General features: G+C 67.1%; 12 protein-coding genes. 8 read left to right on the top strand and 4 right to left on the bottom strand.

Annotated elements, in window-relative coordinates; genetic code table 11:
* Positions 1-6 precede the first annotated feature (6 nt).
* Together ABL838_RS18840 and ABL838_RS18835 are read right to left on the bottom strand one after the other, a co-directional pair.
* On the bottom strand, positions 7-849 hold the full coding sequence (locus tag ABL838_RS18840) for a class I SAM-dependent methyltransferase (RefSeq protein WP_126021938.1): 843 nt from the start codon (positions 847-849) through the stop codon (positions 7-9).
* Between the two features lie 124 nt (positions 850-973).
* Entirely contained in the window at positions 974-2,854 is a 1,881-nt protein-coding gene (locus ABL838_RS18835) for a sigma-54-dependent Fis family transcriptional regulator (RefSeq protein ID WP_418121459.1), read from the bottom strand.
* Between the two features lie 214 nt (positions 2,855-3,068).
* Here ABL838_RS18835 and adh point away from each other — a divergent pair, with 214 nt between their 5' ends.
* Together adh and ABL838_RS18825 are read left to right on the top strand one after the other, a co-directional pair.
* Entirely contained in the window at positions 3,069-4,589 is a 1,521-nt protein-coding gene (gene adh / locus ABL838_RS18830) for an aldehyde dehydrogenase (protein ID WP_418121458.1), read from the top strand.
* Positions 4,589-4,972: a DUF779 domain-containing protein gene (locus ABL838_RS18825; protein ID WP_418121457.1), complete on the top strand. Its 384-nt coding sequence runs from the start codon at positions 4,589-4,591 to the stop codon at positions 4,970-4,972. Before adh ends, ABL838_RS18825 begins: the two co-directional genes overlap by 1 nt.
* A 28-nt stretch (positions 4,973-5,000) precedes the next feature.
* Here the strand turns inward: ABL838_RS18825 and ABL838_RS18820 are convergent, their stop codons facing one another.
* Together ABL838_RS18820 and ABL838_RS18815 are read right to left on the bottom strand one after the other, a co-directional pair.
* Complete coding sequence (locus ABL838_RS18820) at positions 5,001-6,215, bottom strand: hypothetical protein (RefSeq protein WP_418121456.1); 1,215 nt, start codon at positions 6,213-6,215, stop codon at positions 5,001-5,003.
* Positions 6,212-7,132 carry a LysR family transcriptional regulator gene (locus ABL838_RS18815; protein ID WP_184636943.1) on the bottom strand — a complete coding sequence of 307 codons (921 nt, stop codon included), beginning with the start codon at positions 7,130-7,132 and terminating at the stop codon, positions 6,212-6,214. The genes ABL838_RS18820 and ABL838_RS18815 overlap by 4 nt, the downstream gene beginning before the upstream one ends.
* Before the next feature lie 140 nt (positions 7,133-7,272).
* Here ABL838_RS18815 and ABL838_RS18810 point away from each other — a divergent pair, with 140 nt between their 5' ends.
* From ABL838_RS18810 to ABL838_RS18785, 6 genes are all read left to right on the top strand, one after another.
* The gene (locus ABL838_RS18810; RefSeq protein WP_184636946.1) at positions 7,273-7,689 is read left to right on the top strand and encodes a YjfI family protein; all 417 of its coding nucleotides are present in this window, start codon (positions 7,273-7,275) and stop codon (positions 7,687-7,689) included.
* Positions 7,690-7,700: 11 nt separating this feature from the next.
* On the top strand, positions 7,701-8,414 hold the full coding sequence (locus ABL838_RS18805) for a PspA/IM30 family protein (protein WP_126021945.1): 714 nt from the start codon (positions 7,701-7,703) through the stop codon (positions 8,412-8,414).
* 5 nt (positions 8,415-8,419) lie between these two features.
* On the top strand, positions 8,420-8,806 hold the full coding sequence (locus ABL838_RS18800) for a hypothetical protein (RefSeq protein ID WP_418121455.1): 387 nt from the start codon (positions 8,420-8,422) through the stop codon (positions 8,804-8,806).
* 25 nt (positions 8,807-8,831) lie between these two features.
* Positions 8,832-9,485 (top strand): OB-fold-containig protein, encoded by a 654-nt coding sequence (locus tag ABL838_RS18795; RefSeq protein WP_126021947.1) that lies wholly within the window; start codon positions 8,832-8,834, stop codon positions 9,483-9,485.
* Positions 9,486-9,555: 70 nt separating this feature from the next.
* Positions 9,556-11,748 carry a hypothetical protein gene (locus ABL838_RS18790; RefSeq protein WP_184636951.1) on the top strand — a complete coding sequence of 731 codons (2,193 nt, stop codon included), beginning with the start codon at positions 9,556-9,558 and terminating at the stop codon, positions 11,746-11,748.
* Positions 11,745-12,290: a zf-TFIIB domain-containing protein gene (locus ABL838_RS18785; protein WP_126021949.1), complete on the top strand. Its 546-nt coding sequence runs from the start codon at positions 11,745-11,747 to the stop codon at positions 12,288-12,290. Before ABL838_RS18790 ends, ABL838_RS18785 begins: the two co-directional genes overlap by 4 nt.
* Positions 12,291-12,297 lie beyond the last annotated feature (7 nt).

The following is a 12,297-nucleotide window of genomic DNA, read 5'->3' as shown; positions in this document are numbered from 1 at the left end:
GTGCGTTTATGTATCCGCGGCATCCGTCGCCTGCAGCGCGTAGAGCGCATAGAGCGGCACGCCCAGGAACAACATGACCATCGGTGCGAACAGCGTGTAGGGCAGGCCGAAGCCTTCGAGCACCCGGTAGGTGCCCTCAAGGCTCAGGCGCGGATGGGGCTGCGTCAGCTCGGCCGTGCGGCGGATGCCCCACTTGAACTCGGCCCCGGTCACGCGAACCGACGGATGCTGCCTGCCGCGCCCCACCGCCAGCCAGCACATCGCGTCGAAGGCCAGCACCGAACCCGCCGGCGCGCGCTCGCCGAAGGTGGCGAGTACCGCCTCGACTTGCGCGGGCTCCAGGTACATCAGCACGCCCTCTGTGAAGAGAAACACCGGCTGCGCGCTGCGCTTGCGCGGCAGGCCCAGCTGCTCCCACCAGCCGGAGGTGGTGAGGTCGAGCTCGCGCAGGTCATGGCGCTCGCCGGGCTCGGGAAGCAGCTCGTGGCGCAGTTCGAGCACCTCGGGCAGGTCGGCATCGGTCATGCGGGACTTGCCGTCGTCCAGCCACTGGAAGTAGTGGCTGAGGCCGCAGCCCATGTTCACGATGCGCGCACCGGGGTGCAGCTTGAGGAAGTCCTGCGCCAGGCTGCGGAAGCGCCGGGTGCGCGAGAGGATGCCGTAGATGGTGGCCCGGTCTTCCGGGAGCGGGTCGCCCTCGTCGCGGATCTGTTCGAGGATGCCTGCGGCGTAGGCATCGCGCACGGCCACCTGCGGGAACATCGTGTCACCCGAGGCGCGCGCGGCCAAGGGAATCCGCAAAGTGGAAGGAACGGCGGACAGGCGGCGGACGGATTTGCGGGTGGTCATGAATGCTGGAGCGGCGCTTCGCGCAAAGTCTGGCCGCTCCGGCACCACGGGGCAAGTCAGTCTTTGGTTGCGGTCGCCGGTGCGTGCCGGGCATGAATGTGGCCCCGCGCGCGTACGTTCGACGTCAGTTCCCGGCGGGCTTGCCGCGCTGGCGCGCGAGATGCCGGTAGATCGTGCTGCGATGGATGCCCAGCCTGCGCGCGGCCTTCGCGACGTCGTGGTCGCAGGCCTTCAGTGCCTCGTCGAGGGCGTGGCGCGTCATGGCCTGCAGGGGCGCCGCCTGCGGTGCGGCCGGCGTCGGCGCGTGCTCGGCTGGAGGCGCGTGATTGCCGAGCAGATGCGCCGGAAGCATGGCCGCCCTCACCGCATCGCCCGCGTCGGCCAGCGCCACGATGGAGCGCAGCGTGCTGCGCAGTTCGCGCACGTTGCCCGGCCACCGGTATGCAGCCAGGGCTTCCAGCGCGTCGGCCTCCAGCTGCAGATGTTTCGCCGCGCCGCCCGCTTCGAGGAACAGCCGCGAGATCAGCGCATGCCTGTCGTCGCGTTGCCTCAACGCCGGCAGCGTGACGGTGAAGCCGGCCACCCGGTACATCAGGTCGGCGCGGAAGCGGCCGGCTTCCACCAGCGAGGGCAGGTGGCCGTGGGTGGCGCAGACCAGGTCGAAGTCCACCGGCACGCCCTGGCCGCCACCCAGCGGCGTGACCAGGCGTTCCTCCAGCACGCGCAGCAGCCGCGTCTGCAGAGCCAGCGGTATTTCCGCGATCTCGTCGAGGAACAGCACGCCGCCGTGGGCTTCGCGGATGCGGCCCGCCATGCCCTTGCGCTTCGCTCCGGTGAAGGCTCCCTGCTCGTAGCCGAAGAGCTCCGATTCGATCAGCGTCTCGGGCAGCGAGGCGCAGTCCACCGCGACGAAAGGCCCCGCGCTGCGACGGCTGGCGGCATGCAGCCGGCGCGAGAACACCTCCTTGCCGCTGCCGGTCTCGCCGTTGACCAGCACGGAGACGCCTTCGTTGAGCACCCGCACCGCCTTGTGCAGCAGAGGCTGCACGTCGTCGGTTTCGGCCGCGCCCTGGGCATGCATGCCGCGGCGCTGGAGTGGACGAACGCTGCCCGGGTTGCTCGAGCGCTCCATCACCGTCGCGATCTGCCGCCCGCCCGGGAGCGTGAGCAGGCCGCGCCGGTGCTCCATGCGCGGCCAGTTCGCGCCGAGGAAGTCCTCGGCTTCCAGGTCGAGCAGCTCTTTCCAGGAGCGGCCGAAGAGTTCGAGTGCGACGCGGTTGGCCGCGACGATGCGGCCGCCCTCGATCACCATCAGCCCTTCGCGCGCCGTGCCGATCAGCGCCGGCCGCGCATGGAAGCGCAGCACGTGGCCGCCGGCCTCGGCCAGCATCATGCGGTGCTCGACCTGCTGCGCCGCCATGCGCACCAGCCCCAGCGCGTGGGTGTTCACACGCACCGTCTCGCCCGAGATGTCGAGTGCGCCGGCCAGCTCGCCGCGCCCGGTGAAGATCGGCGCCGCCGCGCAGCCCAGTTCGCTGTTCTGTGCCAGGTAGTGCTCGCCGCCCAGCACCATCAGCGCTTCTCGCTCCGCCAGCGCGGTGCCGATGGCGTTGGTGCCCCGGTTGTGCTCCGACCATTCCACGCCGGGCTGCAGCGCGATGCGCTGGGCCTTGGGCAGGAAGTCGGCGCTGCCGATCTCCTCGAGGATCAGCCCGCTGGCGTCCGACAGGATCACCACGCAGCCGTTGCCGACCGCGTGCTCGGCCAGCCCGTCGAGCTCGGGCTGCGCGCAGTTCAGCAGGCGCATGGCCTGCTCGCGCCGCTCGCTCAGCAGGGCCAGAGCCATCGGCTCGGGGTCGACGGCATGGTGGTCGACCGGGCGGCTGCGCTGCCAGGAGCGCGAGATGTGAGGCGCGATCCACGGTGCCGGGTCGTGGCCCTGGCCGAAGAAGAGCTCCCGGGCCTGTGCCACTGCGATCGACGGCAACTGCGCTTGTGCACTCATGCGTGTCTCCGATGGGGTTTCGCCTTGTGCGACATCGTAGTCGCCATGTTCGCCGGAACATGTCGCAGATTGCGAATGAAAACCCGCTGACGCGCGCATCTGCACGGCGGAAGTACTCAGGGATTGTCCCGATCCGGCCGGGTACGAGGCTTGCGCTCCAGCGTGCGGCCGCCGCATGTCGCGGCGCCATCACCCTGCACATGGAGACAACGTCATGGACATGCTCGAACCGGGCAAATTCGGTACCGCGGTGCCGTTCAAGAAGCGCTACGGCAACTACATCGGCGGCGAATGGGTCGCGCCGGCGGACAACCAGTATTTCGAGAACATCACGCCCGTCACCGGCAAGGTCTTCTGCGAGGTGCCGCGCTCCACCGCGGCCGACATCGAGCGCGCGCTGGACGCCGCCCACAAGGCCAAGGCCGCCTGGGGCCGCACCTCGACCACGGAGCGCGCCAACATCCTCAACAGGATCGCCGACCGCATGCAGGAGAACCTCGCCATCCTCGCGGCGGCCGAGACCTGGGACAACGGCAAGCCCATCCGCGAGACCACGGCGGCCGACCTGCCGCTGGCCATCGACCACTTCCGCTACTTCGCCTCGTGCGTGCGCTCGCAGGAGGGCGGCATCAGCGAGATCGACCATGAAACCTTCGCGTACCACTTCCACGAGCCCATCGGCGTGGTCGGGCAGATCATTCCGTGGAACTTCCCGATCCTGATGGCCGTGTGGAAGCTGGCGCCAGCGCTCGCGGCCGGCAACTGCGTGGTGATCAAGCCGGCCGAGCAGACGCCGGTTTCCATCCTCGTGCTGATGGAGCTCATCGGCGACCTGCTGCCGCCGGGCGTGCTGAACGTGGTCAACGGCTTCGGCGTGGAGGCGGGCAAGCCGCTGGCGTCGAGCAACCGCATCGGCAAGATCGCCTTCACCGGCGAGACCACCACGGGCCGGCTGATCTCTCAGTACGCGAGCCAGAACCTGATCCCGGTCACGCTGGAGCTGGGCGGCAAGTCGCCCAACATCTTCTTCGCCGACGTGATGGACAAGGACGACGCCTTCTTCGACAAGGCGCTCGAGGGCTTCGCGATGTTCGCGCTGAACCAGGGCGAGGTGTGCACCTGCCCGTCGCGCGCGCTCATCCAGGAGTCGATCTACGACCGCTTCATGGAGCGCGCCCTCAAGCGCGTGGCCGCCATCAGGCAGGGCAGCCCGCTGGACATGGCCACCATGATCGGCGCGCAGGCCTCCAGCGAGCAGCTGGAGAAGATCCTGTCGTACCTCGACATCGGCCGGCAGGAGGGCGCGAAGGTGCTGATCGGCGGCGAGCGCCAGCAGTTCGAGGGCGACCTCGCCGGCGGCTACTACGTGAAGCCGACCGTGTTCAGCGGCAACAACAGGATGCGCATCTTCCAGGAAGAAATCTTCGGCCCGGTGGTCTCGGTCACCACCTTCAAGGACGAGGAAGAGGCGCTGGCCATCGCCAACGACACCCTCTACGGCCTGGGCGCCGGCGTGTGGAGCCGCGACATGAACCGCGCCTTCCGCATGGGCCGCGGCATCCAGGCCGGCCGCGTGTGGACCAACTGCTACCACCACTATCCGGCGCACGCGGCCTTCGGCGGCTACAAGCAGTCGGGAATCGGTCGCGAGAACCACAAGATGATGCTCGACCACTACCAGCAGACCAAGAACCTGCTGGTGAGCTACAGCGAGAACAAGCTGGGCTTCTTCTGATGAGAGGCAATGGCGAAGTCCTGCGCGTCACCGCGACCGATGCCGCGCTCGCGCTGATCGACAGGCTCGCCGCCAGGCACGGCCCGCTGATGTTCCATCAGTCGGGCGGCTGCTGCGACGGCAGCGCGCCCATGTGCTACGCCCGCGGCGAATTCATCGTGGGCGACTACGACAGGCTGCTCGGGCACATCGGCGGCACGCCGTTCTACATCAGCGGGCCGCAGTTCGAGTACTGGCAGCACACGCAGCTGATCATCGACGTAGTCCCGGGGCGAGGCGGGATGTTCTCGCTGGAGGGGCCGGAGGGCGTACGCTTTCTGACGCGCTCGCGGCTGTTCACGGACGAGGAGTGGGCAGTGCTGGAGGCCGGGGAATTGCGGTAGGACAGGAAGGGCAGGGACGGACTGAGCCTCAGGCGGGAGACTCTTCCTCTGCTCGCTCCTCGTCACGCCAGCTTTGCGGATCGGGCGTCCACTGGGCGTCCGGTTCTCGTTCCATCAGGATGCAGGCATAGGCGCCGAGGTCCATGTCGTAGACCTCTCTCGCGGCTTCAGCGCCGCCGTCCTCCCGTTTCGCGCTCGATGCGAAGCGGGTGAAGAGTTTCCAGTTCTGCCCCATCTGTTCCACGAGGATGCGCGCGAGTTCATAGGAGAGCTGGTTGCCTTCATCCGTCCTGAAGAAGGAAGCGCCGGACCAGAATTCCTGGATTCTCGCTTCGTCCCAGAACTTCAAATGGCTGCGCCGCAGTTGTTCACGCTCGCCGAGCGGCAAGACTCCCACACCCGCGAGCTTTCTTTCGGTGTTCACGGCCAGCCCTTCGTCCAGCCACCTCGGCAGCTTCAGGTGCGATAGGGCGCTGTGGGTCATCTCGTGGGCGATGACTGGCTCGATGGCTGCAAGGTCGGCACGCTTGACGAGAAAGTGCGGGCAGCCCGCGTCGATGAACATGCCTCCGCTGAAGGCGAATTCGCCGCTGTCGGGGTAGTAGCCGGAGGCGTAGTCGTAGTAGGCATCGTCGTCGTCCATCACGACCAGGATGCTTTTGCCGTGTTCTTCAAAGTGCGCGATGTCGGCCAGCAAACGCTGTATGCGCGTGCGCGTCGTCGCAACGTAGGCGGATGTCGCAACGGCGACCACATCTTCCAGCGACGATAGAACGAAGGCCTTGTCCGATTCATGGAGATGAAAGTGCGGGCCGAGCGCATCCCTGAGATGGAGCAGCCAAGCGCGCTGCGCCAGCAACTTGCCCTTGTACCGTAGGCCGGGATCATCAATTGCGCCGGTCCAGGCGTCGACCGCCTTCCAGTCGAGCAAAGGAAGCCCGTTGCAGAGCGTCGTGTGCTCGGGCAGGGAAAACGCCGGGCCATCGTCCAGTGCGATGCGCTCCGGCGCAGGGGTGGTGGTGAAGCCCTCGGGCCGTGTCTTGGCCCTTGATGGACGAAGCTGCCTGGGCAGGTGGGTCCACGCGAAGAATGCGCCCACGAATGGAAGGATCCAGACAGCCACGAGCAGCATGTTCTTTCGCAGCGGAATATCTTCGATCGCGCGAATGCGCCGCGCCATGTAAACGTTGATTGCGAGCAGGAGGGTGCACGCGCCGAGCAGAAGGAATGTGGACATCGTCATGTGCTGGCCTGTTTCAGAAGCTGCCCGACCAGCAAGCGGGTCGCGGGGGAGAGTTCGGCACCCGTCTTCGTCGCCATCAGCAGCCGCCGCGTGGCCCACGCATCGCTGAGCCGCACGACCTTCAGGTCGAGCGCCTCCACCTGCGCCTTGCACGCGGCCAGCGGCACCACGCCGATGCCGAGGTTGGCCGCGATCATGTGGCACATCGCATCGAAGCTGCGCACTTGCACGCGCAGGCGCATCGGGATGCCGGCCTGTTCGGCCGCGCGCGAGGTGAGTTCGAGCAGCGAACTGCTGCGATTCAGGCCGACGAACTCGTGCGCGAGGCAGGCCTTGAAGCTGGTCTGCTTCACGCGGCTGCGTGCCAGCGGATGCTGCCTGGCGCACAGCACCACGAGCTCGTCTGTCTGGAAGGGGGCGACATCGAGGCCGTAGGCGGGCGTGTTCTCGGCGAAGACGCCGACGTCGGCAAGGCCGTCGACGAGTGCGCGCACGATGTCGCCGCTCAGTTGCTCCTCGACTTCGACGCGGATATCCGGATGCTGCGCCAGGAAGGTCGCTAGCGTGGTGGGCAGGAACTCCGTCAGCGCCGACATGTTGGCCCACAGCCGAACATGGCCGCGCACGCCGCTCGAATAGTCGCCGAGCTCGCTGCTGAACTGCTCGAAGCCCTGGAAGAGCCGCATCGCATGCTGCATCGCCACATGGCCCGCGGGCGTGAGCGCAATGCCCTGCGAGCTGCGTTCGAGCAGCTTCGATCCCGTTGCGGCCTCGAAGTCGGAGAGCCGCCTGCTCGCTGCGGAGAGCGCGAGGTGGCACGCCTCCGCGCCCTTGGTGATGCTGCCCGACTGGGCGACGGCGCAGAACAGGCGCAGCGTCACGAAATCGACACGAGCGGGGTTGATCGGGTTGGCCATCGGCGAATTCTAGGTAGCGCGCCAGTGCCGAAAGTCATGGGCCCGGCGAAAGAAATTTTTTGACATGTTATGTCCGCGCACCTATAGTGAATCCATCGAAGCACCGCTCGCTTCCAACGGTATTCACCACAAGGAGAGGTATGCAACCACTGCTCGATCAACTGAAGGGACTGGATGTGCTGGCAGGCGCCGAGATGGGCGGGCGGTCCGTGCAGCTGCAGCCCATTCCGGGCCACACGCCCGTGATCCAGGTGAGCATCGAGGGGCGCGACGAACTGCCGATCTTCGTCACGAGTTCGGACATGCAGATCATCTGCATCTGCTACCTCTGGGGCGAGGAAGAAGTGAAGCCCGCACGCCGTACCGAGCTGCTCGAATCGCTGCTCGACCTGAATCCTTCGGTTCCCTTGTCTTCCTTCGGCCGCGTCGATGGCCGCTATGTGCTCACCGGAGCGCTGGGCCGCGATGCCAGCGTTCAGGACATCGCACGCGAGGTTGCTGTGCTCAGCGACAACGCGCTCGATGCGCTCGACGCCCTTTCCGAATTCCTGAATTAAGCGGAGGTCCCATGACAGTCATCAAGAAGCTCGTCACCCTGCTGCGCGGCAGCGCGCGCGAAATCGGCGAGAGCGTGGTCGACAGCAACGCCACGCGCATCTACGAGCAGGAAATCATCGACGCCAAGCACAGCATCGAGAAGGCCAAGGGCGACCTCACGGGCGTGATGGCCAAGGAGATGCAGTCGGCCCGCGAGATCGAGCGGCTGAAGAACGAGGCCGCGCGCTACGAGGGCCTTGCGCTCGAAGCGCTCAACAAGACGCAGGAGGGCCTGGCGCTCGACGTCGCGGCCAAGGTCGGCGCGCTCGAGCAGGAGCTGGAAGAGCAGGCCAAGGCCCACGCCTCGTACGCGCTGCAGGTGACCAAGCTCAAGGACCTGATCAAGTCCGCCGAGGCCCGCATCCGCGAGCACGAGCGCGAGATCGGCATCGCCAAGACCACCGAGAGCGTCTATCGCGCCACGCAGTCGATCTCCGAGAACATCGGCGCCGGCGGTTCGCGCCTGGCCAACGCGCGCGAGTCGCTGGAGCGCATCCGCGCGCGCCACGAAGACTTGTCCGACCGCATGACCGCCAGCAAGCAGCTGGAAGATGAATTCGGCCACGGCGCGCTCGAGAAGAAGCTGGCCGCCGCGGGCATCGGCGGCGACGCCGACCGTGCCAGCAAGGTGATGGAGCGCATCCGCGCCCGCCAGGCCAAGCCCGCAGGGCCCGAGGCACAGTAGGCACCATGCGCGTCAAGCCGGTTCGCTGGCAAGGCTCGGACGAGGCGATACGCGCCGTCCAGGTCGCCTTCGACGTGGAAGAAGCCGTGCTCGAGGCCGTGCGCACAGCGGCCTTCAGGCAGCACGTCTCCACGTCCGACCAGATCCGGCAGGTGTTGGGCCTCGCCACTACCGCCAAGCCGAAGCGGCCGCGCCTCACGGTGTCGCTGAGCGGCGCCGACTATGAATTCCTGGCGAAGCGCTACGGCCTCGCCGCAGACGACAGACTGGCCATCAAGGAGAGGGCCACGCGCGACCTGATTGCCTTCGCGGGCAAGCCGGCGGCAGCAACGAAGAAGAACACCGGCGGGAGGACGCCGGTACGCAGCAGCAGTAGCAAGCAGAACAACTGACAACAACCCGCACGCGGGAGGATCAATGGGCGATTTCTTGGGAGCGGTGACGGGGTACCCGACCGCGATCTACACGGTGCTGCTCGGCGTCGTGGTGATCTACTGGGTGCTCGCGATGCTCGGCATGGTCGACATCGAACACAGCGGCCTCGATGTCGACGTCGGCGTGCACACGCATGCCGACGGCGACGCCAGCGACATCGGCCACCTTGCCAGCTACGTGGTGGCCCTGGGCCTGAACGGCGTGCCGTTCTCGGTGGCCGTGAGCCTGCTGGTGCTCGTCGCGTGGACCGTGTCCTGCCTCGGCGGCGAGTGGCTGCTGCCGCTGGTGCCCACCATGGCGCTGCAGCTGCTGGCCGGCACCGCGCTGCTGGTGGCCAGCGCGGTCATCGCCATTCCGATCACCGCCGTCGCGATTCGTCCGCTGCGCGGCCTCTTCGTGAGCCACACGGCCGTGAGCAACGCGGCGCTGGTCGGCCAGCTCTGCCGTGTCGTGACCGGCGTGGTCAACGAGAAGGACGGCCGCGCCGAAGTCGCGCGGCGCGGCGCCAGCCTGAACATCCGGGTATGGGCCACAACGCCCAACGCCCTCAAGCGCGGTTCGCAGGCGTTGATCGTCGAGTACGACGAGGCGGCCGCGCGCTACCTCATCGTCGCGCACGACGAGCAGTCCGCCTGATCGCGCGCGCTGCCGGGCGCGCCACACCTTTCACCCGTTTCTTTCGCTCTCAAGCATTTCTGGAGAAAAAATGGAGCCCATCATCTTCGCCATCGTCATACTGGCCGTCGTCATCCTCGGCCTGTTCGCGATGTTCGCCAAGTTCTATCGCAAGATCGAGCAGGGCCACGCGCTCATCGTGAACACGCTGCGCGCGGAGCCCGAGGTGACCTTCACCGGGCGCATGGTCTATCCGATCATCCACAAGGCCGAGCTGATGGACATCTCGGTCAAGACCATCGAGATCGACCGTTCGGGCAACGAGGGCCTGATCTGCCGCGACAACATCCGCGCGGACATCAAGGTGAAGTTCTTCGTGCGCGTGAACAAGACGGCCGACGACGTGCTCAAGGTGGCGCAGGGCATCGGCTGCGCACGGGCCTCCAACCACGAGACGCTGGAAGAACTGTTCTCCGCCAAGTTTTCCGAGGCGCTGAAGACTGTGGGCAAGTCGATGGACTTCGTCGACCTCTACCAGGCGCGCGACAACTTCCGTGACCAGATCGTGAGCCAGATCGGCAACGACCTCTCGGGCTACGTGCTGGAAGACGCGGCCATCGACTTCCTCGAGCAGACGCCGCTGTCGGAACTCGACGCCAACAACATCCTCGACGCGCAGGGCATCAAGAAGATCACCGAGCTCACGGCGGTGGAGCACGTGCGCACCAACGAGCTGCGACGCAACGAGGAGATGCAGATCAAGAAGAAGAACGTCGAGACGCAGGAAGCCCTGCTCGAACTGGAGCGCCAGCAGGCCGACGCCACCGCGCGCCAGCAGCGCGAAATTGCCAGCGTGCGTGCCCGCGAGGAGGCCGAGACCGCCAAGATCCAGGCCGAGGAGCGCACGAAGTCCGAGACCGCGCGGCTGCTCGCCGAGCAGTCGGTTTCGGTGCAGCAGGAGAACGTGCAGCGCGAGAAGGAAGTGGCCGAGAACAACCGCAAGCGCGCCGTGGCCGTCGAGGAAGAAAAGGTCATCCGCGCCCGCGACCTCGAAATTGTCGACCGCGAGAAGGAAGTGACACTGCAGCGCATAGAGAAGGACAAGGCCGTCGAAGTGCAGAAGAAGGCCATCGCCGACGTGATCCGCGAGCGCATCGTGGTCGAGCGCACGGTGGCCGAGCAGGAAGAGGCAATCAAGGAACTGCGCGTGGTCGCAGAGGCCGAGCGCACCAAGAAGTCGGTCGTCATCATGGCCGAGGGGCAGGCCGACGAGAAGATGGTGCTCGACCTGAAGGCAGCCGAGACGCAGGAAAAACGCGCCCGCCACAAGGCGGCCGAAGAACTCACGCTGGCCGATGCCAAGCTGAAGGTGGCCGAGCGCGAGGCCGAGTCGAAGAAGCGCGAGGCCGAGGGCGTCGAGGCCATCTCCGCCGCGCCGGGGCTGGCCGCCGCCAAGGTCGAGATCGCCACCGCGCAGGCCAAGCTCGCGAGCTTCGAGGCGGAAGCTTCGGGCAAGGAAAAGCTGGGCTTGGCCGACGTGCACGTGCGCCAGGCCGATGCCGATGCGATCCTCAAGGCCGGCCAGGCCGACGCGCAGGTGATCGAGGCTCGCTCGCAGGCCGAAGCCGCGGGCATGCGCGCCAAGTTCGAGGCCGAGGCCTCGGGCAAGGAAAAGCTCGGCCTCGCCGAGGTCAACGTGCGCACGGCCGATGCCGAGGCCACGCTCAAGTCGGGCCAGGCCGATGCTCAGGTCATCGAAGCGCGCTTCGGTGCCGAGGCCAAGGGCCTGCACGAGAAGTTCGAGGCCATGAAGGCCATGAGCCCCGAGACGCGCGATCACGAAGAGTTCCGCATGCGCCTGGAGAAGTCGCACATCGAGACCCTCAAGGGCATCGACGCGCAGACGTCCATCGCCAAGGAACAGGCCGAGGTGCTGGGCACCGCGCTGGCCAACGCCAAGATCGACATCGTGGGCGGGCAGGGCGACTACTTCGACAGCTTCGTGCGCTCGCTCTCCGTAGGCAAGGGCATCGACGGCGTCATCTCCAAGAGCAACGCGCTGCAGGTAGCCTTCAAGGACCAGCTCTCCGGCGAGCGCGACGTGGTGAAGGACCTGCGCGACATCGTCGGTGCGCTCGGCAGTTCGTCGGGCGAGGTGCAGAACCTCAGCGTGGCAGCGCTGATGAACAGGATCGCCAGCGACGGCAGCGAGAGCCAGAAGAGCGCGCTGCGCAACCTGGTCGCCACCTTCCGCAACGGTGCCGCCGGGGAAGTGGCGCGATGAACCCGAGCCTCACGTGCAGCTGCCCCGCGCACTCGCCGATGCGGCCGGTGGCGCTGGCCGAGGGCCTGCTCGCGGTGCAGTGCGACGACTGCCACGGCATGCTGATGGACATGGACGACTGGCGCGCCTGGAAGGCGGGCGACGCGAGCCGCGTGCCCCAGGCGGTCGACGACGAGGTCATCGAGGTGTTCGATGCCACGGCGGTGCGGCACTGCCCCGAATGCCAACGCCTGATGCAGCGCCTGCGCATGAGCGCGGGCCCCGACTTCCGCGTCGACCGCTGCGTGGCCTGCCAGAACCTCTGGTTCGACCAGGGCGAGTGGCGCGCCATCGTGAGCCGGGGCCTGGCCGGCCGGCTCGACGAGATGCTGTCCGACGGATGGCAGCGCCGCCTGCAGACCGAGGTGGTCCGCGAGGCCCGCGTTGCCGCGCTGCGCCGCCGCTACGGCGACGTATGCATCGACGAGCTGGACCGCATCCGCGCCTGGCTCGATACCCAGCCCCACCGCGACGAACTGCTCGCCTTGCTGCGCGCGGACTGACCGCGCC

It is taken from the genome of Variovorax sp. 160MFSha2.1, assembly GCF_048305075.1.
GTDB lineage: Bacteria > Pseudomonadota > Gammaproteobacteria > Burkholderiales > Burkholderiaceae_C > Variovorax > Variovorax guangxiensis.
This window is presented reverse-complemented; position numbering and strand designations above follow the sequence as displayed.